Origin of the sequence: Serratia sp. 2723, from assembly GCF_050434425.1 — a bacterium.
Taxonomy (GTDB): Bacteria; Pseudomonadota; Gammaproteobacteria; order Enterobacterales; family Enterobacteriaceae; genus Chania.
In genome coordinates, this window is sequence record NZ_JBNDIN010000001.1 from 109,528 (window position 1) to 135,587 (window position 26,060).

Annotated in this window: 26 protein-coding genes; 14 read left to right on the forward strand and 12 right to left on the reverse strand. The window is 53.8% G+C overall.

Annotation, left to right across the window (positions count from 1 at the left end; all coding sequences use genetic code 11):
* Positions 1-211 precede the first annotated feature (211 nt).
* A complete protein-coding gene (locus ABIE29_RS00515; RefSeq protein WP_021179022.1) occupies positions 212-418 on the forward strand; it encodes a DUF1107 domain-containing protein in 207 nt (68 codons plus the stop codon).
* Between the two features lie 80 nt (positions 419-498).
* Here the strand turns inward: ABIE29_RS00515 and ABIE29_RS00520 are convergent, their stop codons facing one another.
* Together ABIE29_RS00520 and msrA are read right to left on the reverse strand one after the other, a co-directional pair.
* A complete protein-coding gene (locus tag ABIE29_RS00520; RefSeq protein ID WP_411754194.1) occupies positions 499-1,830 on the reverse strand; it encodes a hemolysin family protein in 1,332 nt (443 codons plus the stop codon).
* Positions 1,831-2,008: 178 nt separating this feature from the next.
* Positions 2,009-2,647 (reverse strand): peptide-methionine (S)-S-oxide reductase MsrA, encoded by a 639-nt coding sequence (gene msrA / locus ABIE29_RS00525; protein WP_429616719.1) that lies wholly within the window; start codon positions 2,645-2,647, stop codon positions 2,009-2,011.
* A gap of 288 nt (positions 2,648-2,935) precedes the next feature.
* Here msrA and tamA point away from each other — a divergent pair, with 288 nt between their 5' ends.
* The 3 genes from tamA to ABIE29_RS00540 are packed head-to-tail and all read left to right on the forward strand — an operon-like array spanning position 2,936 to position 8,846.
* Entirely contained in the window at positions 2,936-4,672 is a 1,737-nt protein-coding gene (tamA, locus tag ABIE29_RS00530) for an autotransporter assembly complex protein TamA (RefSeq protein ID WP_429616248.1), read from the forward strand.
* Positions 4,669-8,493, forward strand: a complete 3,825-nt coding sequence (tamB, locus tag ABIE29_RS00535) for an autotransporter assembly complex protein TamB (protein ID WP_429616249.1) — start codon at positions 4,669-4,671, stop codon at positions 8,491-8,493. Before tamA ends, tamB begins: the two co-directional genes overlap by 4 nt.
* A 2-nt stretch (positions 8,494-8,495) precedes the next feature.
* The gene (locus tag ABIE29_RS00540) at positions 8,496-8,846 is read left to right on the forward strand and encodes a gamma-glutamylcyclotransferase family protein (RefSeq protein WP_024483355.1); all 351 of its coding nucleotides are present in this window, start codon (positions 8,496-8,498) and stop codon (positions 8,844-8,846) included.
* 54 nt (positions 8,847-8,900) lie between these two features.
* On the opposite strand, the gene ppa is transcribed toward ABIE29_RS00540, so the two are convergent.
* Positions 8,901-9,428: an inorganic diphosphatase gene (gene ppa, locus ABIE29_RS00545; RefSeq protein WP_021179028.1), complete on the reverse strand. Its 528-nt coding sequence runs from the start codon at positions 9,426-9,428 to the stop codon at positions 8,901-8,903.
* A gap of 259 nt (positions 9,429-9,687) precedes the next feature.
* Between ppa and ABIE29_RS00550 the strand changes: the two genes are divergently transcribed.
* Positions 9,688-11,241 (forward strand): methyl-accepting chemotaxis protein, encoded by a 1,554-nt coding sequence (locus ABIE29_RS00550; protein ID WP_429616250.1) that lies wholly within the window; start codon positions 9,688-9,690, stop codon positions 11,239-11,241.
* Between the two features lie 34 nt (positions 11,242-11,275).
* Here ABIE29_RS00550 and fbp read toward each other — a convergent pair whose 3' ends face one another.
* Complete coding sequence (gene fbp, locus ABIE29_RS00555; protein ID WP_429616251.1) at positions 11,276-12,280, reverse strand: class 1 fructose-bisphosphatase; 1,005 nt, start codon at positions 12,278-12,280, stop codon at positions 11,276-11,278.
* Positions 12,281-12,450: 170 nt separating this feature from the next.
* On the opposite strand from fbp, the gene mpl reads away from it, so the two are divergent.
* Positions 12,451-13,830, forward strand: coding sequence for a UDP-N-acetylmuramate:L-alanyl-gamma-D-glutamyl-meso-diaminopimelate ligase (gene mpl / locus ABIE29_RS00560; RefSeq protein WP_429616252.1), 1,380 nt, complete (start codon positions 12,451-12,453; stop codon positions 13,828-13,830).
* A gap of 211 nt (positions 13,831-14,041) precedes the next feature.
* On the opposite strand, the gene yhcN (ABIE29_RS00565) is transcribed toward mpl, so the two are convergent.
* From yhcN (ABIE29_RS00565) to argR, 3 genes are all read right to left on the reverse strand, one after another.
* A complete protein-coding gene (gene yhcN / locus ABIE29_RS00565; RefSeq protein WP_021179031.1) occupies positions 14,042-14,305 on the reverse strand; it encodes a peroxide/acid stress response protein YhcN in 264 nt (87 codons plus the stop codon).
* Between the two features lie 133 nt (positions 14,306-14,438).
* Positions 14,439-14,702 (reverse strand): peroxide/acid stress response protein YhcN, encoded by a 264-nt coding sequence (gene yhcN, locus ABIE29_RS00570; protein WP_429616253.1) that lies wholly within the window; start codon positions 14,700-14,702, stop codon positions 14,439-14,441.
* A 407-nt stretch (positions 14,703-15,109) separates the two neighbouring features.
* Positions 15,110-15,580 carry a transcriptional regulator ArgR gene (gene argR / locus ABIE29_RS00575; protein ID WP_021179033.1) on the reverse strand — a complete coding sequence of 157 codons (471 nt, stop codon included), beginning with the start codon at positions 15,578-15,580 and terminating at the stop codon, positions 15,110-15,112.
* 37 nt (positions 15,581-15,617) lie between these two features.
* Here argR and ABIE29_RS00580 point away from each other — a divergent pair, with 37 nt between their 5' ends.
* Positions 15,618-15,794 carry a hypothetical protein gene (locus ABIE29_RS00580; protein WP_429616255.1) on the forward strand — a complete coding sequence of 59 codons (177 nt, stop codon included), beginning with the start codon at positions 15,618-15,620 and terminating at the stop codon, positions 15,792-15,794.
* A 250-nt stretch (positions 15,795-16,044) separates the two neighbouring features.
* A complete protein-coding gene (mdh, locus tag ABIE29_RS00585; RefSeq protein ID WP_429616256.1) occupies positions 16,045-16,983 on the forward strand; it encodes a malate dehydrogenase in 939 nt (312 codons plus the stop codon).
* Positions 16,984-17,045: 62 nt separating this feature from the next.
* Here the strand turns inward: mdh and ABIE29_RS00590 are convergent, their stop codons facing one another.
* Positions 17,046-17,306 carry a helix-turn-helix domain-containing protein gene (locus tag ABIE29_RS00590; protein ID WP_429616257.1) on the reverse strand — a complete coding sequence of 87 codons (261 nt, stop codon included), beginning with the start codon at positions 17,304-17,306 and terminating at the stop codon, positions 17,046-17,048.
* Positions 17,307-17,487: 181 nt separating this feature from the next.
* On the opposite strand from ABIE29_RS00590, the gene ABIE29_RS00595 reads away from it, so the two are divergent.
* A complete protein-coding gene (locus ABIE29_RS00595) occupies positions 17,488-17,844 on the forward strand; it encodes a DNA-binding protein (RefSeq protein WP_429616720.1) in 357 nt (118 codons plus the stop codon).
* Positions 17,845-18,111: 267 nt separating this feature from the next.
* The gene (locus ABIE29_RS00600) at positions 18,112-18,486 is read left to right on the forward strand and encodes a DNA-binding protein (RefSeq protein ID WP_429616258.1); all 375 of its coding nucleotides are present in this window, start codon (positions 18,112-18,114) and stop codon (positions 18,484-18,486) included.
* A 44-nt stretch (positions 18,487-18,530) separates the two neighbouring features.
* Here ABIE29_RS00600 and ispB read toward each other — a convergent pair whose 3' ends face one another.
* Positions 18,531-19,502, reverse strand: a complete 972-nt coding sequence (ispB, locus tag ABIE29_RS00605) for an octaprenyl diphosphate synthase (RefSeq protein ID WP_429616259.1) — start codon at positions 19,500-19,502, stop codon at positions 18,531-18,533.
* A gap of 269 nt (positions 19,503-19,771) precedes the next feature.
* Here ispB and rplU point away from each other — a divergent pair, with 269 nt between their 5' ends.
* From rplU to cgtA, 4 genes are all read left to right on the forward strand, one after another.
* Entirely contained in the window at positions 19,772-20,083 is a 312-nt protein-coding gene (gene rplU / locus ABIE29_RS00610) for a 50S ribosomal protein L21 (protein ID WP_004955927.1), read from the forward strand.
* Positions 20,084-20,100: 17 nt separating this feature from the next.
* Positions 20,101-20,358 (forward strand): 50S ribosomal protein L27, encoded by a 258-nt coding sequence (gene rpmA / locus ABIE29_RS00615; protein WP_004933559.1) that lies wholly within the window; start codon positions 20,101-20,103, stop codon positions 20,356-20,358.
* A 107-nt stretch (positions 20,359-20,465) separates the two neighbouring features.
* Positions 20,466-21,437, forward strand: coding sequence for a DMT family transporter (locus tag ABIE29_RS00620; protein ID WP_429616721.1), 972 nt, complete (start codon positions 20,466-20,468; stop codon positions 21,435-21,437).
* A 16-nt stretch (positions 21,438-21,453) separates the two neighbouring features.
* A complete protein-coding gene (cgtA, locus tag ABIE29_RS00625) occupies positions 21,454-22,626 on the forward strand; it encodes an Obg family GTPase CgtA (protein WP_429616261.1) in 1,173 nt (390 codons plus the stop codon).
* A 94-nt stretch (positions 22,627-22,720) separates the two neighbouring features.
* On the opposite strand, the gene pmrB is transcribed toward cgtA, so the two are convergent.
* From pmrB to dacB, 3 genes are read right to left on the reverse strand one after another with little or no spacing between them, the layout of a single operon-like run.
* Complete coding sequence (gene pmrB, locus ABIE29_RS00630; protein WP_429616263.1) at positions 22,721-23,785, reverse strand: two-component system sensor histidine kinase PmrB; 1,065 nt, start codon at positions 23,783-23,785, stop codon at positions 22,721-22,723.
* Complete coding sequence (pmrA, locus tag ABIE29_RS00635) at positions 23,782-24,444, reverse strand: two-component system response regulator PmrA (RefSeq protein WP_429616265.1); 663 nt, start codon at positions 24,442-24,444, stop codon at positions 23,782-23,784. The genes pmrB and pmrA overlap by 4 nt, the downstream gene beginning before the upstream one ends.
* Positions 24,445-24,455: 11 nt before the next feature.
* Positions 24,456-25,889 (reverse strand): serine-type D-Ala-D-Ala carboxypeptidase, encoded by a 1,434-nt coding sequence (dacB, locus tag ABIE29_RS00640; protein WP_429616266.1) that lies wholly within the window; start codon positions 25,887-25,889, stop codon positions 24,456-24,458.
* Positions 25,890-26,060: the final 171 nt, after the last annotated feature.

The following is a 26,060-nucleotide window of genomic DNA, read 5'->3' on the forward strand; positions in this document are numbered from 1 at the left end:
CGCTTTTTGAATGGATATACTGAAAAGGTTATAAATAGGTATACACAATTCTGTCAAAAAGTGTAAATCCAGGATAGAAATCCAGGCGGAGTTGAACGAAATGGTCTTTACTCAGTCTACTAGAAAGCAATCAAGTTGCGCTCCGAATGTCGAGGTGGCCACTTTGGCCGCTCGCTGAGCGCATGGATCCAACGGGAGGAGAGTAACAACTATGAGAATCTTCCAGCGTTATAACCCACTGAAAGTGGCGACGTATGTAAAAACCCTGTTCCGGGGGCGGCTGTACATCAAGGATGTGGGGGCGTTCGAATTCGACAAGGGGAAAATCCTGTTGCCGAAGGTTCGAGACAAGCGCCACTTCAACGTGATGTCAGAAGTTAACCGACAGGTGTTGTTGCTACAGGCAGAAATGGGCTAAAGCGCGATGTATGGAGTACCTGCAAAGCAAAGTAACTGCGGCCCCCTTAGGGGCCGCTAATGTTTCTACCGTAGGGGGATTTATGCCTGAGGCGTTTCGTCCGGAGCTTTTGGTAGCACCGTGATCGGTTTGTCGACCAGTCTGGTGACCAATAGCTGGTCAATCTTGTAGCTGTCGATATCGACTACTTCGAACTTGTACCCGGCATATTTCACAAAGTCGGTGCGTTTCGGGATTTTGCGCAGCATGTACATCATGAAACCGCCGATGGTTTCATAGTTGCCAGCCTGTGGGAACTCATCGATATGCAGCACACGCATCACGTCTTCGATTGGCGTCCCGCCTTCAATCAGCCACGAGTTCTCATCACGCGTCACGATCTGCTCTTCCTGACCTTGGCCTACCAGGTCACCCATCAGCGTGGTCATCACATCGTTCAGCGTAATAATCCCGACCACCAAGGCATATTCATTGAGGATCACCGCAAAGTCTTCACCGGCGGTTTTAAAGCTTTCCAGCGCTTCTGACAGGGTCAAGGTATCGGGCACGATCAGCGCCGAGCGGATCTGCACGCCGCTGCTCAGTACCAGGCTCTGGTTGCCCAAAACGCGGTTCAGCAGGTCTTTGGAGTCAACATAGCCAACGACCTGATCGATATGGCCGTCGCACACCAGGAACTTGGAGTGCGGATGGGTGGAGATCTTTTCCTTAATACTGTCTTCGCTTTCGCGCAGGTCGAAGTAAATCACGCTTTCGCGGGATGTCATCGAAGAGGGCACGGTGCGTGATTCCAGCTCGAAGACGTTTTCAATCAGCTCATGTTCCTGTTTGCGCAGTACCCCGGCCAGCGCGCCGGCTTCCACCACCGCGTAAATATCTTCGGAGGTGATGTCGTCTTTACGCATCATCGGCAGCTTGAACATGCGGAAAATCAGGTTAGCCATGCCGTTGAAGAACCAGACCAGCGGGCGGAACAGCATGATCGAGAAGCGCATCGGGTTGATGATCCGGACGGCAACTGTCTCCGGTGCAATCATACCGATGCGCTTCGGTGTTAAATCCGCGAACAGGATGAACAGGCTAGTCACCATCACAAACGAGCACATAAAGCTGATTTGCTCGGAGAGTTCGGGTGACAGGAAACGATCAAAAAGCACTTTGAAGCTGGGGGAGAAGGCTGCGTCACCGACGATACCACCGAGGATGGCTACGGCGTTAAGGCCGATTTGCACCACGGTAAAGAAGATCCCCGGGGTTTCCTGCAGCTTAAGGACTCTGGCGGCATTGATGTTGCCTTCGTCAGCCATCAGTTTGAGTTTGATCTTGCGTGACGCAGCCAGAGAGATTTCTGAAAGCGAGAAAAACGCACTCACTGCGATCAGAAAAAGAATCAGTAAAATACTGTTTAACATAGTCTATCCATTCGTACCGACGGGATGTCGGCGATCTTTCGCAGGGGTAATACCGTGTAAAATGTGAATCAAAGGGGGCGTTATTATATCACGCGCCCATAAAAGCGGGCCGCAAACGCGGCCCAACACAGTATAGCAGTTGCCCCGTGAGGGCCGCCAGTGGTTAAAAATTAACAGATTAACCCTGTGCAGGCAGGCATACCCCAATGCCGCCCAGGCCACAATAGCCGCCTGGATTCTTATGCAGGTATTGCTGGTGGTCATCCTCGGCGTAGTAGAAAGGCAGTGCCGGTGCGATTTCAGTGGTGATGGTGCGTTGATCGCCCGCTTTATCCATGGCCTGTTGGAAAGCTTGCAGACTTTGCTCCGCTTCGGCCTGTTGTTCTGCATCCAGGTAGTAAATAGCAGAGCGGTATTGGGTACCGATATCTCCGCCCTGGCGCATACCCTGCGCAGGATCGTGGTTTTCCCAGAATACCTGCAACAGTTGGCGGTAACTGATGACCTGCGGATCAAAGACTACGCGTACCACTTCGGCATGGCCAGTCTGGCCGCTGCATACTTCACGATAGGTTGGATTTGGCGTATAGCCACCGCTGTAACCTGCGGCAGTGCTATACATACCCGGCTGCTGCCAAAACAGGCGTTCAACGCCCCAAAAGCAGCCCATGCCGAAGATGGCCGTTGCCATTCCCTCGGGTACGAAGGTCATGGAATGGCCGGTCACCTCGTTAAGCGTAGCGACGGGCATCGGCGTAGTACGGCCAGGAAGCGCACTTGCCTTATCGATGTTTTGAGACTTATCAAAAGATTGCACCACGTTTCACTCCTGTTGCCATAATAAGAATTCGCCTAATAGGGACGCGTGTCAGTTGTAACTGGCCGCTTCTTTGCCCACAATAAGCCCTATCTAAGGTTATGTATCAGCTTAACGCAGTATTTTGAGCGCCAAAAGCTAAGAATGCGTCTTGTTTTCGGTCTCGATCGTTGCCGTATGGGCAACGTCAGGGATCTCAAGGTAAAGAGGGCAGTCTGATAGCGCAGCACCGCCCCAGCACCAGAGCAAAGGTACTGACAGGACAGAAAAATCAATTAAGGAGCACCTGTGCCACGATATCGTGTCCTTTGCATGTTATGTGCGCTATTCGTTATGCCGTCGGTGTTAGCGGCGAATGTGCGGCTGCAGGTTGACGGCCTGAGTGGGGATCTGGAGCGCAACGTGCGTGTGCGCCTGTCGGCGATCACGCCGGAAGAGGTCAATGCCGAGGGGCGTTTTCGCGCTCGGGTGGATGCTGCCATCCGTCAGGGGCTACGGCCTCTGGGATATTATGAACCCACTATTGACTTCACCTTTGACGATAACCCAAAGCTCTCGCGTCCGGTGTTGCGTGTTCATGTCACTCCAGGTGAGCCGGTGCGCATTGCCGGGGCGAATATTACGCTGGAAGGCGGCGCAAGAACGGATGAGGATTACCTGCGCCTGGTCAGAACCGACCGGCCAACCGTGGGCGAGATCCTCAATCATGGCCAATACGATAGCTTTAAAAGTTCCCTGACCGGGATTGCGCTGCGTAAAGGCTATTTCGATGCCAACATGAAAAAGAGCCAGCTTGGCGTAGCGCAAGAGCTGCATCAAGCATTCTGGGATATCGATTTCGACAGTGGCGATCGTTATCACTTCGGCAAGGTGAATTTCAAAGGCTCGCAAATCCGCGAAGATTATCTGCAAAACCTGGTGCCCTTTCACCAGGGCGATTATTACAGCTCAAACGATCTGGCCGAACTGAACCGTCGTTTGTCTGCCACCAACTGGTTCAACTCGGTGGTGGTATCTCCTGACTTCACCGATGCCAAAGAGAGCAAGATTTTGCCGTTGGATGCGCTGGTAACCCCGCGTAGCAGCAATATTATGGAGCTGGGCGGCGGTTTTTCTACCGATATTGGCCCAAGGGTGCGTGGAACCTGGCGCAAGCCCTGGCTGAACGATCGGGGCCACAGCCTGATCACCACCGCCAGCATCTCCGCGCCGGAACAGCAGTTGGATCTGACCTACAGGATCCCGTTGCTACGTAGCCCGCTGGAACAGTATTACCTGTTGCAGGCCGGTTTCAAACGTACCGATCTGAACGATACCCAGTCTGACAGTACCAAGGTTGTGGCTTCGCGTAACTGGGATCTCTCCAGCGGCTGGCAGCGAGCGTTCAACCTCAGTTGGCGCCTGGACCACTTTACCCAGGGCACCGTCACCAATACCACCATGCTGCTTTATCCTGGTGTGGCCATCAACCGTACGCGTTCACGCGGTGGCCTGATGCCGGTATGGGGCGACAGCCAGCGCTACTCCATTGACGTGTCGGACACCACTTGGGGCTCCGGGGTCGATTTTGCGTTACTGCAGGCGCAGAACGTCTGGATCCGCACCTTAGGGGAGAAAAACCGCTTTGTAGTCCGTGGTCAGGTTGGCTGGATTGAAACCAATGATTTTGACAAAGTGCCGCCGGATTTGCGCTTCTTCGCCGGTGGCGATCGCAGTATCCGTGGTTATAAATTCCAGGGTATTTCCCCGCGTGGAGATGACGGCAAGCTGACAGGTGCCTCTAAAATGGCGACGGGGTCGCTTGAGTATCAATATAACGTCACTGGCCGTTGGTGGGGGGCGATGTTTGTGGATTCTGGGCAGGCGGTCAATAAATTCTCAGACAGCGATTTCAAGACGGGGGCGGGTGTCGGCGTGCGCTGGCAGTCACCGGTAGGGCCGGTGAAACTGGATATCGCCGCGCCGGTTGGGGATAAAGAGACCCACGGCCTACAGTTCTATATCGGTTTGGGGCCTGAACTATGAGCCTGATAAAAAAGATTTGTCTGGGATTTTTGATCCTGCTGTTGTTGCTGATTGGCACGTTGGCGTTTCTGCTTGGCACCACTTCCGGCCTGCATATGCTGATCAACGGCGCTGCCCGTTGGGTACCCGGGCTGGAAATTGCGGCGGTCAGCGGCGGCTGGCGCGATCTGACCCTGAAAGGCGTGAAGTATCAGATGCCGGGCGTGGCGGTTAACGCCGGGCAGTTCCATCTCTCGCTCGATCTCTCCTGTTTCAAACACAGTTCATTGTGCGTCAATGCGCTGACTGCACAGGATGTCGATGTGGTGGTGAAAACCGCTGAAATGGCTCCTGCTGCGCCTGTTGAGGAAAGCAGCGAACCGATCGGCGATCTCAGCACGCCTTATCCCATTACCTTGCGTAAGCTGGCGTTGAACAACGTCAAAGTTACCGTGGACGATACGGCGATCTCGCTGGGGGAATTCAGCACTGGCGCGCAGTGGCAGGAACGTGCGTTGACGCTGAGGCCAACTACGATCCGAGCTTTGCTCATTGCCTTGCCAAAAACACCTGCAAATCCTTTGCCGGAGGTGCTGCAGCCTGCAGTGGAGAAAGTGGCGGACAAGGTGGTAGAGAAAACGACGGTTGCGCCAGCATTGGTGCCACCGCCAGTGGAAGAGAAACCGTTGGGCGAAACCCTGAAAGCGCTGTTTGCCAAACCGTTGCTGCCGGATCTGCCAGAAATTCGTCTGCCGCTTGATATTAGCGTTGAGGATATTAGCGGCGAGCAACTGCATCTGACCGGGGACACAGAGGTATCGATCACCCGCTTGCAGCTACAGGCCAGCACCAAAGATCAGCATATTCAGCTAGATCGCTTCGACGTGAGATCGCCACAAGGTATGCTTTCCGCCAAAGGGCAGGCAACGCTGACCGGTAGTTGGCCGGTGGAGATGGTGGCCAACAGCACGCTGAATATCGATCCATTGAAAGGCGAGAAGGTGAAGCTGAATGTGACGGGTGGCCTGCGTGAAGAGCTGAAAGTGGCGCTTAATCTGTCTGGCCCCGTTGGTGCGCAGCTGGATGTGCAAACCCAGCTGGCAGAGGTGGGTTTACCCTTGGCGCTGACGCTGCAAAGCAAACAGCTGAAATGGCCGCTGACCGGCGAGGCGCAGTATCAGGTTAATGACTTCCGCCTGCGCTTTAACGGCAAGGCCGCAGATTATGCGCTCTCTACCCGTGCCAATTTCAAAGGCCAGGATCTGCCACCGGCAGTGCTACAGCTTGATGGTAAAGGTAATCTTGAACAGTTCAGACTCGAGCGCCTGCGGTTGGTTGCGCTGGAGGGGAACACCGATCTGACGGCGTTGGTGGACTGGAGCAAAGCGATCAGCTGGACGTCACAGCTGACGCTGTCGGGTATTAATACCGCCAAGCAATGGCCGGAATGGCCGGCGCGGTTGGAAGGGAAAATCACCACCCGTGGCAGCCTGCATGGCGGCAGTTGGCAATTACAGGTGCCGGTGCTGCAGCTCGACGGCAATGTAAAACAAAACAAGGTATCGGCGCGAGGCTCTCTGCGTGGCAATGCGGCCGGGCAGTGGGCGATCCCCGGTATCGATCTGGCCTTAGGGCGCAATACGCTCAGCGTTAAAGGCCAGTTGGATGAGAAGAGCTGGGTGCTGGATGCCAATGTTGATGCAGCGCATCTCGACGGTGCTTTACCGGGGCTTGCCGGCAATGTCCGTGGGCAGTTGAAGCTGCGCGGTAATCTGCAGGCACCGCAGCTGTTGGCAGACCTGACCGCGACAGGCTTGCAATGGCAGGCGTTGCATATCAATCGGGTGAAGATTGACGGCGATGTCCGTTCCAGCGATCAGATCCAGGGGCAACTGGCGGTACGGGTTGAACAGTTGAAACAGGATGCATTGCAGATCAATCTGTTGACGTTGGATGCCAGAGGCAACGAGCGCCAGCACCGGCTGCAAGTGAATATCGACGGCAAGCCGGTTTCCGGGCAATTGGCCCTGGAGGGCAGCTTTGATCGTCAGCAACAGCGCTGGCGAGGCAACCTGAACAACACTCGCTTTGATACACCGGTGGGTGAATGGCGTCTTAGCCGTGCCATTGCGTTGGATTACCTGAACACGCAACAGAAGGTCAGCGTAGGACCGCATTGCTGGGTGAACCCGAATGCCGAGCTGTGCGTACCTAAAACCATCGAGGCGGGGGCCAGCGGCCAGGCTAGTGTGGTACTCAACCGCTTCGACCTGGCAATGATCAAACCGTTCCTGGGGCCGGATACCGCCATGAACGGGGTCTTTAGCGGCCGAGCTGACGTGAGTTGGCAACCGGGTGGCGCATTGCCACAGGCGAAGGTTTCACTGGTGGGCAAAGGGGTAAAAGTGGTGCAGCAGGTGCAGGGCAGCGCATTGCCGATCGCTTTTGACACGCTGAACCTCAATGCGGGTCTGAACAATGGCCGGGCGCAGGCAGACTGGCTGATCAAGCTGACCAATAACGGCCAGTTTAACGGCAACGTTCAGATCGCCGATCCGCAGGTGCGTCGTGCCATCAGCGGCAACGTAAATATCACCAATGTGTCGCTGGCGCTGCTTAACCCGATTTTGACGCAGGGCGAAAAAGCCGCGGGGATGCTGAATGCCAACCTGCAATTAGGCGGCAATGCGCAGAACCCGCTAGTGTTTGGCCGTCTGGCGCTGGATAAGGTGGCGATCGCTGGCCACTGGATGCCGTTCGATATGACCGAAGGCCGCCTGGCGCTGAACTTCAATGGGATGACCTCGACCCTGGAAGGGTTGCTGGCGACCACGCATGGGCAGCTCAATCTGGCCGGGGATGCCGACTGGCGGGATATCAATGCCTGGCGTGCACGTATTGCCGCCAAGGGCGATCGGTTGCGGGTGACCCTGCCACCAATGGTACGTATTGATGTTTCACCGGATGTGGTGTTTGAAGCCACGCCGCAGCTGTTCTCACTCGACGGTAGCGTGGCTATTCCTTGGGCTCGCATCACGGTGCAGGAACTGCCAGAAAGCGCAGTCGGGGTTTCTCCTGATGAAGTGATGCTGGATAACCAGCTCAAGCCGATCCAACCGGCGACAGCAGGGATCCCAATCAACAGCAATCTGACGATCCGTGTGGGTAACGACGTGCGTCTGGATGCATTTGGCCTGAAAGCCAGACTGCGTGGCGACCTGCGTGTGGCACAGGATCGCAATGGTCTGGGGGTGCATGGCCAAATTAATATTCCATCGGGGCGTTTCCATGCTTATGGGCAGGATCTGCTGGTGCGCAAAGGCCAACTGATATTCTCTGGGCCACCGGATCAACCGCTGCTGAATATCGAGGCGATCCGTAATCCGGATGCTACGGAAAATGACGTGACCGCCGGTGTCCGCGTGACCGGCATGGCCGATGCGCCAAGGCTGGAAGTGTTCTCTGATCCGGCCATGTCTCAGCAAGAAGCGCTGTCTTACCTGCTGCGCGGCCAGGGATTAGGGGCTGGCGGTGCCGATGGCAATGCCATGACCTCAATGTTAATTGGTATGGGGGTTGCACAAAGTGGTCAACTTGTGGGTAAAATCGGCGAGGCGTTTGGCGTAAGTAATCTGGCCCTGGATACCGAGGGAGTTGGTGACAGCTCTCAGGTAGTGGTGAGCGGCTATGTCCTCCCTGGCTTACAAGTAAAATATGGGGTGGGGATCTTCGACTCATTGGCCACGCTGACGTTGCGATACCGCCTGATGCCTAGGTTGTATCTGGAAGCGGTGTCTGGTCTAGACCAGGCACTGGATGTGCTCTATCAGTTTGAGTTTTAGCTATGCGAATAATTGTCTACGGCAGTTTACGACGCAAACAGGGAAACAGCCATTGGATGACCAACGCCCAATGGTTGGGTGAACATGAGTTAGAAGGCTACCAGCTTTATAATCTGGGCCACTACCCGGCTGCGATCCCTGGAGAGGGCACGGTACACTGCGAAGTGTATCGTATTAACTCATCGATTCTGGCCGAGCTGGACGAGTTGAAAAGCAATACCAAAGACTACAAGCGCGAGCTGATCCGCACGCCTTATGGCAGTGCGTGGATCTACCTGTATAGACACAGTGTGGATGGTTTCCCGCGGATTGAAAGCGGTGACTGGCTCAAGCGTCTTGACGAAAAGCAGTAAAAAAAACACCGCTCATCTGGGCGGTGTTTTTTCATCAGAAATTCGGGCAGCGCATTACTTCTTGGCGCGCTCGAAAGAGGCAACGATCTCAGCTTTGGCTGCGGCAGCGTCTGCCCAACCTTCCACTTTCACCCATTTACCTTTTTCCAGATCTTTGTAGTGTTCAAAGAAGTGGCTGATCTGCGCTTTCAGCAGTTCTGGCAGGTCGTTCACATCTTTAATGTGATCGTACTCTTTGGTCAGTTTGCTGTGCGGTACGGCAATCAGTTTTGCATCTTCACCGGCTTCATCGGTCATTTTCAGCACGCCAACTGGGCGGCAGCGGATCACTGAGCCCGGTTGCAGTGGGTATGGGGTTGGCACCAACACGTCTACCGGATCACCATCCAGTGACAGGGTATGGTTGATGTAACCGTAGTTGCACGGGTAGAACATCGCCGTGGACATGAAACGGTCAACGAACAGCGAGCCGGTTTCTTTGTCGATTTCGTATTTGATTGGATCGGCGTTAGCCGGGATTTCGATAACTACGTAGATGTCTTCTGGCAGGTCTTTGCCAGCAGGGACCAGGTTCAAGCTCATGTCGGTTTCCTTTAATCAAACCAGAAATGGAGTGGCGGCTATTATAGCGGAGTCTTTTGTGATTTCCCGCCCTTTTCATCATTGAGCTACTGCCTGGTCGATAACAGCAACTTTTCCAGATTAATCCCTTAATGATTGAAGTTTACTCCTCGGCTGCCGATAACTTCCCCAAATAATAATGGTCCAGTAGCTAGCTGACCCTGTCTTTTTGCCTCCTCTACATCTGATGCCACTTATTTTCTAAAGCCGGGAAACACTCATGTTAAAGAAGATCACCGTTAAGGCCGGGCTGATTGCCCTGTTGAGCCTGATGACGTTGCTGTTGATTGTTGTCAGCATCATCGGGGTTAAAGCCATTAACGAAGGAACGCGTTCGCTACAGACTCTGAACCAGATCCTGGGGGAAGAACTGGGTTCGTTGGCCAACAGCTCCAATTTGGCGCTACGGGCCAGAACGGCTGCTTCGCTTGCAGTACGCCAGCGCGAGATTGGTCAGATTGAGGTTGCTGACGCCTCGGTGGGGCGCATTTATGGCTATCTGGAACAGTCGAAAAAGGAAATGGCGCGCTTTGTCGATGTGGGAACAGTGACCGAACGGGGTCGCCAATTCTCTTTGCGGATGCAGGCGAGCTATCGTGCCTATCTGGAACAGGGCATTGCGCCCATGGCGGCGGCGATCAAGGCGGGGAAGTTGGATGACTATTATGCCATTCAAGAAAATCATATCTCCAGGCTGAGCATTGCTTTTGAAGCCGATCTTAGTGAATTCCGCGCGTTTGCCATGGATATTGGCCAGCAGCGTGCGCATGAGGCAGAAAGTAATGCCAGCACCAAGATTATCCTGATTGTCGTGGCTGGGCTGCTCAGCGTGTTACTGGCGGTGCTGGCCTGGTTTGCTATGCGCGTGATCTTGCTGCGCCCGTTAGATGAGTCGATCGTCCAATTGGAGCATATCGCCGCCGGGGATCTGACCCACGATATCAGCGGTGAGGGCGAGACCGAAATGGGGCGCTTGGTACGCGCGATGCAACGTATGCAGCAATCGCTGGTGATGTCGGTCAGTAAAGTCCGCGATGCCAGCAGCCAGATCGATACCGGTTCCCGCGAGTTGGCTGCGGGCAACGTTCATCTGGCGCAGCGTACGGAGGAATCGGCCGCTTCGCTGGAGCAAACCGCCGCCAGCATGGAGCAGTTGACCTCTACGGTGAAAATGAATGCTGAAAACTGCGAACAGGCTAACCAGTTGGCACTGAGCGTCTCCGATATTGCCGAGCAGGGCAGTGACGTGGTCAGCCAGGTGATGAGCAAGATGCAGGCCATTACCGACAGCTCCCGACGCATCGCCGACATCATCAGCGTGATGGACGGGATCTCCTTCCAGACCAATATCCTGGCGCTCAACGCGGCGGTAGAGGCGGCACGTGCCGGTGAACAAGGCCGTGGTTTTGCCGTGGTGGCCGGTGAGGTACGCAGCCTGGCTCAACGTAGTGCGCAATCGGCCAAAGAGATCAAAGGGCTGATCGAAGTTTCACAACACCGCGTGCGGGAAGGTGAACAGATGGCGGCAACGGCGGCGAAGACCATGAACGGAATAACCGGTGAAGTCGGGCGCGTCACGGCGCTGATGCGTGAAATCTCGGCGGCCACTCGCGAACAAAGCAGTGGTATCGAGCAGGTCAACCTGGCGGTAGTGCAAATGGATCAGGTGGCACAGCAGAATGCGGCGCTGGTGGAAGAGTCTGCGGCGGCAACGCGCTCTTTGGAAGAGCAGGCGCAGCTATTGGCACAGAGTATGGCTGTGTTCAAACTGTGATGTGAAGGGGCGGCACGCCGCCCCTTTTATCTCGTTACTGGTCCGGGAAATCAGCAATAAAGCGTTCGGCGTCTTCTACCATCGATTTGGTTCCGACGAAGAATGGCGCACGCTGGTGCAGTTGCTCCGGCACGATATCCAGAATGCGGTTTTTGCCATCGCTGGCTTTACCCCCGGCCTGTTCCGCCAGGAACGCCATCGGGTTGCATTCATACAGCAGACGCAGCTTACCCTTTGGGTGGCTGGCGGTGCTTGGATAGATATAGATGCCGCCTTTGAGCAGGTTACGGTGGAAGTCGGCAACCAGTGAACCGATATAGCGTGAGGTATAAGGGCGCTGGGTGGCTTCATCCTGCTCTTGGCAGTATTTGATGTATTTCTTCACCCCGAGCGGGAACTTGATGTAGTTACCTTCGTTGATGGAATACATATTGGCTTTTTCCGGGAAGCGCACTTTCTCGTGGGAGAGGCAGAACACCCCCAGAGACGGATCGTAGGTAAAGGCATGTACGCCATAACCGGTGGTGTATACCAGCATGGTGGAAGAGCCATAAACCACATAACCGGCCGCTACCTGGGCATGGCCAGGCTGCAGGAAATCTTCTTCGGTGACTGGCGTGCCAATCGGAGTGATGCGGCGATAGATAGAGAAGATCGTCCCGACCGAGACGTTCACATCAATGTTGGACGAGCCGTCCAACGGATCCATTAGCACCACATACTTGCCATTCTCAGCTCGCTCGCCGTCGAAAATCACGATCTCGTCTTCTTCTTCCGAAGCGATGCCCGCTACTTCACCACGAGCCTTCAACGCGGCTTTCAGCTTTTCGTTCGCGAACAGGTCCAGTTTCATCTGAACTTCGCCCTGAACGTTGGAAATGCCGTTAGCCCCCAAGATATCAACTAAACCCGCCTTGTTGATATCACGGTGAATGATTTTGGCACCCAGTTTAATGGCTGAAAGTAATGAAGTCAGCTCACCGGTGGCGTGAGAGAAGTCGTGTTGTTTCTCGACGATAAATTCGCCTAACGTTTTCATGACACAATCCCTGAATCTACGGATGGATAGCGGCTTGTTAACATACCGCCAACGTTTTCGTCAGCAGTGTAGCCCAAAGCAACTTGCGATTCATAGGCAAATCCATTTCTTCTGAGCGATTCTGAGCGCTAGAATAGGCAGCAAATCGATGCACTAAAATGAGAAACCTAATGCGCATACATATTCTTGGGATCTGCGGCACCTTTATGGGGGGGCTAGCCATGTTGGCTCGTTCACTGGGGCACGAGGTGACCGGTTCAGATGCCAACGTCTATCCTCCGATGAGCACCTTACTGGAAAAGCAAGGGATCGAACTGATCCAGGGCTACGATCCTGCCCAATTGGATCCGGCTCCGGATCTGGTGATTATCGGCAATGCCATGAGCCGTGGTAATCCTTGCGTAGAAGCGGTGCTGGAACAGAGCATTCCTTACATGTCTGGCCCTCAGTGGCTGCATGATTATGTCCTGCGCGATCGCTGGGTGCTGGCAGTAGCGGGAACACACGGTAAGACCACCACCGCCGGAATGGCGACCTGGATCCTGGAAGCCTGTGGCTATCAGCCGGGCTTTGTGATTGGCGGCGTACCGGGCAATTTCGATGTCTCGGCCCGTCTTGGCGGCAGCCCGTTCTTTGTCATCGAAGCCGATGAGTATGACTGTGCCTTCTTCGACAAACGCTCCAAGTTTGTTCACTACTGCCCGCGCACGCTGATCATGAACAACCTCGAGTTCGATCATGCCGATATCTTTGACGATCTGAAAGCCATCCAGAAGCAGTTCCATCATCTGGTGCGCCTGGTGCCGGGCCAAGGCAAGATTATCCTGCCGGAAAACGACACCCATCTGAAACAGGTGATGGCGATGGGATGCTGGAGCGAACAGGAATGGGTTGGGGAAGGGGGCGCGTGGCGCGCGCACAAACTGGCGACGGATGCCAGCCATTACGAAGTGTTCCTCAACGGCGAAAAGGTGGGCGAGGTTAACTGGGCGCTGGTGGGCGAACACAACATGCATAACGGCCTGATGGCGATCGCCGCCACCCGCCATGTTGGCGTACAGCCAGCCGATGCCTGCCGAGCGCTGGGTGACTTTATCAATGCCCGCCGCCGTCTGGAATTGCGCGGTGAAGCCAATGGCGTCACGGTGTATGACGACTTTGCCCATCATCCGACCGCCATTCTGGCCACCTTGGCGGCGCTGCGTGGCAAAGTGGGCGGCACCGCGCGCATTCTGGCCGTGCTGGAGCCTCGTTCCAATACCATGAAAATGGGGATCAGTAAAAACGATCTGGCCCCGTCACTGGGCCGTGCTGACGAAGTGTTCTTGTTCCAGCCTCACCACATTCCGTGGCAGGTAGCGGAAGTTGCTGAAGCTTGCGTCCAGCCTGCGCACTGGAGTGCCGATCTGGATACGCTGGTGGAGATGATCGTGAAAACCGCACAGCCGGGTGACCATATTCTGGTGATGAGCAACGGCGGATTTGGCGGCATTCATGACAAGCTGCTGGCGGGGCTGGCTAACAAGGCCGAACCGAAAGAAACCTACTGACATTAGCTAAACGGGAGCTGCATGCGGCTCCCGTTGTAATATTAAGGCCGCTGAGCGGCCTTTTTTACACCCATAAAAAAGCCCTCGCGAGCGAGGGCAATGGGGTTCGTCGGATAGGACGACGACAATTTCCGAGGATATAACGTTTACCTGAGAACTCGGCAGTGGCAGTGACGAGGGTAGTCAGTTCAGTAAGCGCGACCTCGGTTTTTTACTTGTAGATTTCAGCCGTTGCGTGCCAGTTGCCATTTTCATAGGCTTCGATCACTCGGTAGGCTTTGGCCCCTTGCTGGTCCGCTTTATCAGACAGCGCCTGACGGATATCAGAAGGTGCGCCACCCACGCCGCTAGCGGTAATGGTGCCGACAGACTGCAGATTGCTGGCTTGGGCATCAGTGACCAGGTTAGCCGCAGAAGCACCGAAAGAAACGGCAGACAGCAGGCTAAGTGCAACGAGAGTCGTTTTCATGTTCATGATACTTGGATCCTTAATCGTTCAGAGATAACGGCCTGGAAGGGCTTTACAGCGTTTTTTATACTTGAAGGCGGTTATCTACTTGGGTTTTTACCAGAGAGTTGTCGTGCAATGCTCAAATAATATCTTGTACTTATTTGTAAATCTCGGCGGTAGCGTGGTAGTTGCCTTCGTTACGAGCTTCGATCACGCGGTAAGCGGTCGCGCCTTGGGCATCGGCTTTAGCAGACAGTGCCTGACGGATATCAGAAGGAGCTGCACCGACGCCGCTTACGGTGATGGTACCGGCAGACTGCAGTTTTTCAGCCTGGGAAGCATCGATGGATTGTGCTGCAAATGCGCCGAAAGACAGCATGGACAGCAGGCTGATTGTTGCTACGGTAGCTTTAATTTTCATGATTTATCCTCTTCGTATTCTTTTATCAGTTCCAATGAACTGTGATTTACGTCACGGAAATGAGTATACATCTAGTAACGGCAAATATTAATAGCTGACTAACAGTTTCTAGTGAAACTTTATTGGGGTGGGCGTTACTTTTAATAACCTTATGGAATAAAAAACGGCGATAAAATGCGCTTTTGATGTTAAATTTTTGTAATTTCAATGAGCTAAGTGTTTTTGACTAAAAGTGCGGAAACTTCCAGTCACTATCACCAGTCACCCAGAAATGTCTTTGAAATGTGCTGTCGGTCGGCTTATTAGCAGTTTTAAACGTGGTAGGCAGCGCAGAAGAAGTAAATGAAGGGTTAATTAATAAAGGATGCACCGCCCGTGACAGAAAGCCGCAGGCGGTACTGAATGCATCAAAGTTCCTGTTCGAACAAGGAGAGAATGGCTTCAAACAGTTGGCGTGCGGTAAAGGAGCTGGCCGGAGTGACAAAAATAGTGTCGTCACCGGCAATGGTGCCCAGGATCCCTTCGGATTTGCCCAGCGAGTCCAACAGGCGGGCAATCAGCTGCGCCGCACCAGGGCTGGTATGGATCACCACCACCGCGTCGTTATGGTCCACGTCCAGCACCAGATTCTTGAGCGGGCTGGTGGTGGTTGGGACACCGAGTTCGGCCGGGAGGCAGTACACCATCTCCATCTTTGCATTACGCGTGCGCACCGCCCCGAACTTGGTCAGCATGCGTGATACCTTGGACTGGTTAATGTTCTCGAAGCCTTCTTCTTGCAGCGCCAAAACGATCTCGCCTTGAGAACTGAATTTTTCTTCTTTCAATAACGCTTTAAACGCCTTGATCAGATCTTCCTGCTTTGCGGGATTACGCATTTTGCACCGTGGAATGTTGGTAATAGAGCTGATTATTATGCATATAAATGCATTTTTATGCAATGTGGGGCTGTCTGGAAAATTAAAAATGCCCAGACAGAAAGGCAAGAGCGCAATTTTAACAAAATCCGTTGCTCATGAATATGCCCTTTTGGTGCGGGAAGCGAGCCAGCTCTCCGGTAACGAAAATGTTATTAAAATGATGTTGTTCTGATGTTACGTAAGGGTGTAATGTAACCGCCGGTTAACGTGATCGTGAAAAGCTTGGCACTATTTTCGATTAGTGTGCGCTATGCCCTTAATGCATAAGCTATTTACTTTAAAATGCTCGCAACATCGGCCATTTTATTGCGTCAGATCTAAAACCGACTGTTAAGAGGTTGTTTTTAAAGGCGTGATAAATTAAGGTCCGTGACCAAAGAATTCACGGCGCTTTTATATTTAAGACAATAAAGGAGTATAGGATGAAAGTTGCAGTTCTCGGTGCTGCTGGCGGTATTGGCCAGGCCCTCGCCCTTCTACTCAAGACCCAGCTTCCTTCAGGTTCTGAACTCTCCCTCTACGACATTGCCCCTGTTACCCCAGGCGTTGCCGTTGACTTAAGCCACATCCCAACCGCAGTTAAAATCAAAGGCTTCAGTGGCGAAGATGCGACCCCTGCGCTGCATGGTGCGGACGTGGTGCTGATTTCTGCTGGCGTTGCGCGTAAACCAGGGATGGATCGTTCCGATCTGTTCAACGTTAACGCTGGCATCGTACGCAACCTGATCGAGCAAGTGGCCAAAACCTGCCCGAAAGCCTGCATCGGTATCATCACCAACCCGGTGAATACCACGGTGGCCATTGCGGCAGAAGTGTTGAAGAAAGCGGGTGTGTACGACAAAAACAAACTGTTTGGTATCACATCGCTGGATATCATCCGTTCCAACACCTTCGTTGCGGAACTGAAAGGCAAACAACCGGAAGAACTGAACGTACCGGTGATTGGCGGCCACTCAGGCGTGACCATCTTGCCTTTGCTGTCGCAGATCCCAGGCGTAAGCTTTAGCGATCAGGAAGTGGCTGATCTGACCAAACGTATCCAGAATGCGGGTACCGAAGTGGTTGAAGCCAAAGCCGGTGGCGGTTCTGCAACCCTGTCTATGGGCCAGGCTGCTGCACGTTTTGGCCTGTCTCTGGTGCGTGCGCTGAGCGGTGAGAAAGGCGTCGTTGAATGTGCCTATGTTGAAGGGGATGGCAAATATGCCCGCTTCTTTGCACAGCCACTGCTATTGGGTAAAAACGGTATCGAAGAGCGTAAAGACATCGGTACCCTGAGCGCCTTCGAGCAAAAAGCGCTGAGCGAAATGCTGGACGTACTGCACAAAGATATCGAACTGGGCGAGAAGTTTATCAACAGCTGATCTCTCAGTATGTGATGTTTTGATAAGCCGCCGGGCCGAATCCGGCGGCTTTCTTATGTTTATCATGATTTGATTCGACTTTTCCGATCTCGCAGATGATGGGTAAGCGGATCAAAATACCTGCTCGGCCAGATCTCTGCCGGATGCACGTTCAGTGCGTCAGCAATCAACCATTCTCCCTTTGGCCAAGGACGTGACAGCGCGTTGGCCAACGTCGAAGAACTTAGCCCTGCCTCTCGTGACACCGCTGCCAGAGTGGTACCTCTCTTCTTCAAAGCCGCGATGACGTCTGCTGGATGCCAATCTGGGTCCCGTGAATTCATATTTTCATTCCTTTTTTGATTAGAGAAAGTTCTGTTAGTGGTATAACTAACAGGTAAGTATTAATCGTTTGAACAACGTGAAGCGTTTATTCAGAAACTAGGATACCACCAAGTTTCCAGAAAATACCTTATGGTTTCTGAAAAATTTGTCTTGCCACACTATTGTCCCGAGATCATGGCTATGAAAAACGAGTGGTTTGCTGCCAAGGAGTTGATAGGCATCGCAGGATTACCGTCCTCTACACAGGGAATCAATCTGATGGCCCGGCGCGAAAATTGGCTCAGCCGTCGCCGCAAAGGCGTTCAAGGCAAGGCGCTGGAATACCATTTTGACAGCTTGCCTACCGGCGTCAAAAACCTGCTGGTATTGCGTGAAGAGCCTGCGGTCTATGAGGCCGGGCGTCAGGACTCGCTGGCGGTGTGGATCGAATACTATTACCACCTTTCAGACAGTGAGCGTGGCAAAGTGATGGCGTTTTTGATGCGTGAAGGTATGGATAGCCTGCTGACCTGGATTGCTGAAAAAAATAAGCAGTGAGCCATTCCCTAACTGACCTGCGCTACATAAGGGGCCGCATTGAACCGCGCCCGATTAGCCATATGCGGCTCCCACCAAGCTGCTTTCTGCGTTGCTTCAGTGTTTCCCTTCCTTTGTTTGGTAAATATTTCTTGAGTATTGCGCCAGTTTTTTGGTTATTGGCAACGGCCTGGTTAATGTTATAACTAGCTTATTGGCATTAGTTGTTCATGCAACTGGAAGGTCTGATAAGTCAGTTAGGGACAACGCCGAGATCAAGGAGGGGGAATGGACAAGGAATGGTTTACCGCCAACGAACTGAAAGGGAAGGGGGAATTGGGCAACTCCCCGCAAGGGATCAATAAGCGGGCACGTGAGAAAAACTGGCGATGGCAGCGGCGTTTTGGCAAGCAGGGGGTGACTAAGGAGTATCATATCAGCAGCCTGCCCCTCTCGACCCAAAACGAGTTGTATCCCCAGAGCTACCCCCTTGCCGCAGAGGAACCGGCGGCTTATACCGTCGCCCGTGATGGCGATCCCTGGCTACGTTTGCAGAGCTATCTGGCAGGTATGAAACCAGACGAATACGCGGTTTTATTGACTTTTCTGGCGGCGAAGGGGGCTGCGGGGCTACTGGATCTCATTAGCAAGGCAAATAAATAGGCCCGCAACGCAGGCCTATTTGAATATTTGGAAACTTAAGTTTCTTAAAAGTCTCGTTGAACCGCCAGATGCGCTAATCCTTCCAGTGCGGTTCGATAAGGAGAGTCGGGCAAAATCTGCAATGCGGCGATCGCCTTGTCCGCTTCTTCTTCTGCGCGCTGACGTGTATAGGTGAGTGAACCACACTCCTGCATGGTAGCCAGAACCGGCTCCAGCAGATGGCGGCCATTCCCCTGTTCAATCGCGCCACGGATCATCGCAGACTGTTCGGCATTGCCATTATGCATCGCATGCAACAACGGCAGCGTCGGCTTGCCCTCGTTCAAGTCATCGCCGGTATTTTTACCCAGGGTCACGCCGTCTGCACTGTAGTCCAGCAGATCGTCGATCAGTTGGAATGCCGTGCCAAGATAGCGGCCATAGTCTTGCAGCGCCTGCTCTTCGGCCGGTTTGGCTTCGGAGAGGATGGCTGATGACTGGGCCGCCGCCTCAAACAGACGAGCGGTTTTGCTGTAGATGACCCGCATATAGTTTTCTTCACTGATGTTCGGATCGTTGACGTTCATCAACTGCAGCACTTCACCTTCGGCGATCACGTTGACCGCTTCGGACATCACTGCTAACACGCGCAGCGATTCCAGGCTGGTCATCATCTGGAAAGCACGTGTATAAATGAAATCGCCCACCAACACGCTGGCGGCATTGCCAAACGCCGCGTTGGCGGTCGCCTTGCCACGACGCATGTCGGACTCATCCACCACGTCATCATGCAGCAGGGTCGCGGTATGAATGAACTCTATCAGGGCAGCGACGGCAATGTGTTTATCGCCTTGATAGTGCAAGGCCCGTGCCGCCAGAACGGCGATCATTGGGCGAATGCGCTTACCGCCACCGCTGATAATGTAATAGCCAAGTTGATTGATGAGCGTGACATCGGAATTCAACTGTTCGAGAATTGTTGCGTTCACGGCCGCCATATCTTGCGCGGTTAACTCAGTAATTTGTTCTAGGTTCATTGTATTTTTTTCAGCTGTGTTTCTGTTGACCGCGATGAGAACGCTGCTCACATCGGTACATGGCGGTAACTGTCCTGTTGATTGTACTTGAAAATCGGCCCAGATAAACGTTGTGAGAGAAACTGTGTTTTTTTTCTTCTTTTTTCACCTTCTGGCCCTAATCTGCTCTTGTCATATGCGGGATTATTGCGTAGAATTCGCGCCCTATTGTGAATATTTATAGCGCGCTCTGTACTGAACAGTTGGGCACGCGGAAAGCGGAGTTTTATATGTACGCGGTTTTCCAAAGTGGTGGTAAACAACACCGAGTAAGCGAAGGTCAGACCGTTCGCTTGGAAAAGCTGGACATCGCAACTGGTGAAGCGGTTGAGTTTGACCAGATTCTGATGATCGCTAATGGCGAAGATATCAAAATCGGCGTTCCTTTCGTCGATGGCGGTAAGATCAAAGCTGAAGTGGTTGCTCACGGTCGTGGCGAAAAGATCAAGATTGTTAAGTTTCGTCGTCGTAAGCACTATCGTAAGCAGCAAGGTCACCGTCAGTGGTTCACTGATGTTAAAATCACCGGCATCAGCGCTTAAGTTAGGAGAGCGGATTAATGGCACACAAAAAGGCTGGCGGCTCGACTCGTAACGGTCGCGATTCAGAAGCTAAACGTCTGGGCGTAAAACGCTTTGGCGGCGAAGCAGTACTGGCAGGCAGCATCATCGTTCGTCAGCGCGGCACCAAATTCCACGCTGGTACCAACGTGGGTTGCGGCAAAGACCACACTCTGTTTGCTTTGAAAGACGGTAAAGTCAAATTCGAAGTTAAAGGCCCGAGCAATCGTAAATTTATCAGCATCGAAGCTGAATAATTTTTCGAGCCTTACGAAATAGATGTTAAGCCCCGCAATTCGTTGCGGGGCTTTTTACATTTATAGCTTGCTTGTGCTTGGTGGCACAACGCGCAGACAGTGAGAAGATGGACAAAAAACAGCAGGCTGGTGTTGGTATTTTTCTGGCGGTTACCACAGCGGTTTGCTGGGGCGCGCTGCCTATCGCAATGAAAGAAGTGCTGGAAGTGATGGAGCCGTTTACCATCGTCTGGTATCGCTTTACGATTGCCGCCATCGGCCTGGGGATGATCCTGGCAGTGCGCGGGCGTTTACCCCCGGTAAAAATGTTCCGTCAACCCCGCTGGTTGCTGTTGCTGGCGATCGCTACTGCCGGGTTGTTGGGCAACTTTGTCTTCTTCAGCTCTTCGCTGCAATATTTGAGTCCGACGGCCTCGCAGGTTATCGGCCAACTCTCGCCGGTGGGCATGATGTTCGCCAGCGTAGTGATCCTGAAAGAAAGGATGCGTATCACTCAGGTGATTGGCGCTCTGATGCTGATCTGCGGGCTGATGCTGTTTTTCAACGTCAGCCTGATCGAGATCTTCACTCAGTTCACAGACTACACGCTCGGTGTGTTGTTGGGCGTGTGTGCGGCCATGGTTTGGGTGACCTATGGCGTGGCGCAGAAAGTATTACTGCGTCGATTGGCCTCACCGCAGATCCTGGTATTGTTGTACACTTTATGTGCGATCGCGTTATTTCCGCTTGCGAAGCCAGCGGTGATTTTCCAGCTCAGCGGCTGGCAATTAGCCTGCCTGCTGTTCTGTGGTGCTAACACGCTGATTGGTTATGGTGCGCTGGCGGAAGCGATGGCGCGCTGGCAGGCGGCCCAGGTGAGTGCGTTAATCACGCTGACTCCCCTGTTTACCCTGCTGTTTTCAGATTTATTGGCGCTGGCCTGGCCACAGGTATTTATGGCCCCGGCATTGAATGTCGTTGGCTATATAGGTGCTTTTGTGGTGGTTGCAGGCGCCATGTTTTCCGCAATTGGTCACCGTTGGTGGCCGCGACGGGCAGAAACCAACCTGGTTGCTTCTTTGAAGCGGCCCGGTGAATGAGTTACGGAGACGGTAAATGAAGTTTGTAGATGAAGCAGCGATCCTGGTCGTGGCAGGTGATGGCGGTAATGGTTGCGTCAGCTTCCGCCGCGAAAAATACATCCCGAACGGTGGGCCAGATGGCGGTGACGGCGGTGACGGCGGTGACGTCTACCTGGTGGCAGACGAAAACCTGAATACCCTGATCGATTACCGCTTTGAAAAATCTTTCCGTGCCGAACGTGGCCAGAATGGTCAGAGCCGTGACTGTACCGGTAAACGCGGTAAAGACGTCGAAATCAAAGTGCCGGTCGGTACCCGTGTGCAGGATCAGGGCACCGGTGAGATCCTCGGCGATATGACCCGTCATCAGCAGCGTCTGATGGTGGCGAAGGGCGGTTGGCACGGCCTGGGCAATACCCGCTTCAAATCCTCGGTAAACCGTGCTCCGCGCCAAAAAACGCTGGGTACCAAGGGCGAGATGCGCGATATCCTGCTGGAGCTGCTGCTGCTGGCGGATGTGGGCATGTTGGGCCTGCCGAACGCCGGTAAGTCGACCTTCATTCGCGCGGTTTCTGCCGCCAAGCCAAAAGTGGCGGACTACCCGTTCACCACGCTGGTACCGAGCCTGGGCGTGGTGCGTATGGACCATGAACAAAGCTTCGTGGTGGCGGACATTCCTGGCCTGATCGAAGGCGCACATGAAGGTGCTGGCCTGGGGATCCGTTTCCTGAAACACCTGGAGCGCTGCCGCGTGTTGCTGCATCTGGTGGACATTGCTCCGATCGACGAGTCCGATCCGGTAGAGAATGCCAAGGTCATCATCAACGAGCTCAACCAGTACAGCGAGAATCTGTCGCACAAGCCACGCTGGCTGGTGTTCAACAAAGTTGACCTGCTGGACGAGGAAGAGGCCGCCGAGCGCGCCAAGGCGATCGTAGAAGGCATGGGTTGGGAAGGTAAGTACTACATGATCTCCGCTGCGAACCGCGAAGGCGTTAACGCGCTGTGCTGGGACGTGATGAACTTCATCAATACGCAACCTAAAGCCATGGCGATCGAAGAAAGCGCGCCAGAAAAAGTTGAGTTCATGTGGGATGATTACCACCGTGAGCAAATCGCTGAACTGGAAGCCGAAGCGGACGACGATTGGGATGATGACTGGGATGAAGATGACGACGAAGGCGTCGAAATCATCTACCAGAAGTAATTCTGCGTAATAGTAATAAAGTAAGGGCTCGGTTCAGTGAACCGAGCCCTTGTTGTTTGTTGAGGTTGCTGAGACCTCAATCGATGATGCGACGTTAGTGATTCAAAATATTATCTGGTAACCAGCACTGTGCATCCAGGCCGCTGGCATCGGTGCGGTTTTCCAGGCGTAGACAGCCACGATGCAGCTGTACGATACGGATCACGATATTCAATCCCAGCCCGCTACCGCCATAACGCTGGTCCATCCGGCGGAAGGCCTGAGTCAACTCTCCAGCCATCTCTTGTTTGATACCCGGTCCCTCGTCGAGCACCTGTAAGCGTTGCCCATTATTCTCTGAGGTGAGCTGAACTCGAATGACACTCTTCTTGGGGCCATAGCGGTGCGCATTTTCAACCAGATTACGCAGCATCAGGCGCAGCAGCACCGGATCACCATGGATCGGGGCACTGGCCGGCAGTTGCCAGACAATCTTTTGCCCGCGCAAAGCGGCTAACTCATTCAACTCTTCCTGCAATGGCTCGATAACGTTGGCCACCCAGTCAAACTGCTGGTAATGGCCACTGGCAAAATCCTGCCCGGCGCGTGACAGCATCAGCAATTGCTCAACCACGTGCATCAGTTGGTCAATGCGACCGATCAGTGGCTTACTGCCCGTGACCCCTTGTTGCTCCATCAGTTCCAGATGCAGACGGATCCCCGCCAGCGGCGTGCGTAACTCGTGGGCCGCATCGGCAGTAAACAGGCGTTCCTGCTGGATGGTATGGTCAAGACGTGACAAGAGCTGATTCAATGCCTTGGTGACCGCCACCATCTCCAGACTGTCGCTGGTTATCGGCAACGGCGTCAGATTATCTGCCGAACGTTTCTCCAGCTTTTCCTGCAGTTGATTCAGTGGCCGGATAATCCAGCTGATGGCCCAGAAGGAGGCCAGCAGGGTCACCACCATCATGATCAGCGAAGGGGCGAGCAGGGAAGCGATCGCTTCGGTAATCTCGGTATCGACCCGCTCGTTGCGGACTTTGGCCGATAGGGTTTCATCCACCAGGAAACTGATCTGCTCCTGGCTTTCATGCCATAGCCAAAACGCGCTGATAAGCTGGGTGACCAGCAGGATCAGTGCCAACATCAGCAGCAAACGACGGCGCATGCTGATCAAGATGCGGGCTCCAAACGGTAACCGATGCCACGTACGGTGCGGATACGATCTTTACCCAATTTACGGCGCAGGTTGTGCATATGCACTTCAAGGGTATTCGAGCCCAGATCGTCGTTCCAGGTATAGAGATCCTGTTGCAACAACTCACGGTTGACGGTTTGCCCGGCCCGCATCATCAGACGCGACAGAATGGCAAACTCTTTCGGCGTGACGTCTATCGCCTGCTGTTGCAGATACACCTGCTGGCTGGACAGATTGAGCGTCAGATCGTCCTGTTGCAGCAGGTTATCGCTGTGGCCCTGATAGCGGCGGAGCAGTGCCCGTACCCGGGCTTGCAGCTCAATCAGCGCAAAGGGTTTGACCAGATAGTCGTCGGCACCGGCGTCCAGGCCATCGACACGGTCTTGCAACGCGTCGCGTGCGGTGAGGATCAATACCGGGATGCCGATTTGCTGACGGCGCCACTGCCGCAGCAGGGTGGCACCGTCAGTATCTGGCAAGCCGAGGTCGAGGATCACCATGCTGTACTGGCTGGTGACGATCAGGCTATTGGCCTGCGCAGCACTGGCCGCACAATCACAGGCATAGCCTACGTTGGACATTGCCAACGCCACGCCTTGCTGCAATAACTCATCATCCTCAACAATCAGTAGCTTCATGACCTTGGGCCTCAATTGTTCTGATAGATATCCCGATACAACCGGCTTTCGAAGCGTACCAACGGCGCTCGGCGCTGTTTCTGATCTTCTGGTGGCACGGCGTAACCCGACAGATATTGGACAAAGGCAAAGCGCTGGCCGCTGGCCGTAGTGATAAAGCCAGCCAGGTTATAGACCCCTTGCAGTGCTCCGGTTTTGGCAGAAACCTTACCGTCAACTCCGGCTTCGTGCAGGCCACCGCGATAGCGCAGCGTGCCATCATGACCGGACAGCGGCAGCATTGAGATAAAGTTAAGCTCGCTGTCGTGCTGAGCAATATATTGCAATGCCTGCATCATGGTAGCGGGTGCCAGCAGATTGTGGCGCGACAGGCCAGAGCCGTCCACCACGATGCTGTTACCCAGATCTACCCCGGCCTTCTGGCGCAGGACCTGGCGTACTGCATCTGCTCCCGCGCGCCAGGTGCCCGGTACGCCAAAGCGTTCATGGCCGATGGTGCGAAACACGGTATCGGCAATCATGTTGTCCGACTTCTTGAGCATGATTTTCAGCAGGTCATGCAACGGTGCAGACTGCGTCTGGGCGATCACCGTTCCCGTCATGCCTGGCTGGGTTTGGCGTTTCAAATGGCCGCCAATCTGGATCCCTGACTTGACCAGTTCATCTTTCAGGATGGCACCGGCATAGCTGGCTCCGTCTTGAATGGCGAATGCCAACGGCAGTGGTTCACTGCGCTGGGTCAGGCATCCGGTCAGTGTAAAGCGGTTCAATTCGCCCGGCACCACATCCAGTTCACAATATTGTGCATCCGCAGAGCCTTTCGCCAGCGTTCTCACCTGGCTGAACATATTGACCGGGTAGAATGAGGCCACGCGAATAAACGCCATCTCACCGGGGTTAGGGGCGCTGTAAAGGGAAACCGAGAAACAGTTGCGATCGACAATCGCCGCCGCTGGCGGGGCGCTGAAACATTGGGTCATATCGTTCCAGGGCCAGCCGGGCGCTTTGTCATGGCTGGCAAATACCGAGGTATCGACCAGCACATCGCCGCTGATTTCGCGCACTCCCTGTTTTTTCAGTTCCGCCACCATATTGCGCAGATTCTGCCGCTTGAAGGTGGGATCTCCGCTGAAACGGGCGATAAGGTTGCCACGCAACACGCCATCCGTGATGTTGCCCTGACTTTCCAGTGTCGTGGTGAAGCGATAATCCGGCCCGAGCTGTAACAAAGCCGCCAGCGCGGTAAGCACCTTCTGGGTGCTGGCCGGGAGTGCCATTTGCTGTGAGTGATAGTCGATGGTTGGCGTGGTCGCGCCAATCTTCTGAACTATCAGGGCCAGGTTTGCCCCATCAGGCAAATATTGTGTGTAATCTTCAACCGGGGCCGCATGGGCATTAACAGCAAATGCGCAGGCCAATACACTGACAATTCGTGAAAAACGCATAATCTCGGGGTAACAGCTGGATAACGTGCTGTCATACTACGGTGCATCAAGGGATAAAGTAAACGATGACCCTTAAGGAACTCTAGGCTAAAATGCGTATCAAAATGCAAAATCGACGCTGACTTGGAGCAAACCTCCGAGCTCGGTTTCTTTTGTTTATCGCCTGGAGAC

Coding starts and splice junctions, on each gene's coding strand:
- ABIE29_RS00515 (WP_021179022.1), top strand. CDS start 212: ATGAGAATCTTCCAGCGTTATAACCCACTGAAAGTGGCGACGTATGTA.
- ABIE29_RS00520 (WP_411754194.1), bottom strand. CDS start 1,830: ATGTTAAACAGTATTTTACTGATTCTTTTTCTGATCGCAGTGAGTGCG.
- tamB (WP_429616249.1), top strand. CDS start 4,669: ATGAGCCTGATAAAAAAGATTTGTCTGGGATTTTTGATCCTGCTGTTG.
- ABIE29_RS00540 (WP_024483355.1), top strand. CDS start 8,496: ATGCGAATAATTGTCTACGGCAGTTTACGACGCAAACAGGGAAACAGC.
- ppa (WP_021179028.1), bottom strand. CDS start 9,428: ATGAGCTTGAACCTGGTCCCTGCTGGCAAAGACCTGCCAGAAGACATC.
- ABIE29_RS00550 (WP_429616250.1), top strand. CDS start 9,688: ATGTTAAAGAAGATCACCGTTAAGGCCGGGCTGATTGCCCTGTTGAGC.
- fbp (WP_429616251.1), bottom strand. CDS start 12,280: ATGAAAACGTTAGGCGAATTTATCGTCGAGAAACAACACGACTTCTCT.
- mpl (WP_429616252.1), top strand. CDS start 12,451: ATGCGCATACATATTCTTGGGATCTGCGGCACCTTTATGGGGGGGCTA.
- yhcN (WP_021179031.1), bottom strand. CDS start 14,305: ATGAACATGAAAACGACTCTCGTTGCACTTAGCCTGCTGTCTGCCGTT.
- yhcN (WP_429616253.1), bottom strand. CDS start 14,702: ATGAAAATTAAAGCTACCGTAGCAACAATCAGCCTGCTGTCCATGCTG.
- argR (WP_021179033.1), bottom strand. CDS start 15,580: ATGCGTAATCCCGCAAAGCAGGAAGATCTGATCAAGGCGTTTAAAGCG.
- ABIE29_RS00580 (WP_429616255.1), top strand. CDS start 15,618: ATGCATATAAATGCATTTTTATGCAATGTGGGGCTGTCTGGAAAATTA.
- mdh (WP_429616256.1), top strand. CDS start 16,045: ATGAAAGTTGCAGTTCTCGGTGCTGCTGGCGGTATTGGCCAGGCCCTC.
- ABIE29_RS00590 (WP_429616257.1), bottom strand. CDS start 17,306: ATGAATTCACGGGACCCAGATTGGCATCCAGCAGACGTCATCGCGGCT.
- ABIE29_RS00595 (WP_429616720.1), top strand. CDS start 17,488: ATGAAAAACGAGTGGTTTGCTGCCAAGGAGTTGATAGGCATCGCAGGA.
- ABIE29_RS00600 (WP_429616258.1), top strand. CDS start 18,112: ATGGACAAGGAATGGTTTACCGCCAACGAACTGAAAGGGAAGGGGGAA.
- ispB (WP_429616259.1), bottom strand. CDS start 19,502: ATGAACCTAGAACAAATTACTGAGTTAACCGCGCAAGATATGGCGGCC.
- rplU (WP_004955927.1), top strand. CDS start 19,772: ATGTACGCGGTTTTCCAAAGTGGTGGTAAACAACACCGAGTAAGCGAA.
- rpmA (WP_004933559.1), top strand. CDS start 20,101: ATGGCACACAAAAAGGCTGGCGGCTCGACTCGTAACGGTCGCGATTCA.
- ABIE29_RS00620 (WP_429616721.1), top strand. CDS start 20,466: ATGGACAAAAAACAGCAGGCTGGTGTTGGTATTTTTCTGGCGGTTACC.
- cgtA (WP_429616261.1), top strand. CDS start 21,454: ATGAAGTTTGTAGATGAAGCAGCGATCCTGGTCGTGGCAGGTGATGGC.
- pmrA (WP_429616265.1), bottom strand. CDS start 24,444: ATGAAGCTACTGATTGTTGAGGATGATGAGTTATTGCAGCAAGGCGTG.
- dacB (WP_429616266.1), bottom strand. CDS start 25,889: ATGCGTTTTTCACGAATTGTCAGTGTATTGGCCTGCGCATTTGCTGTT.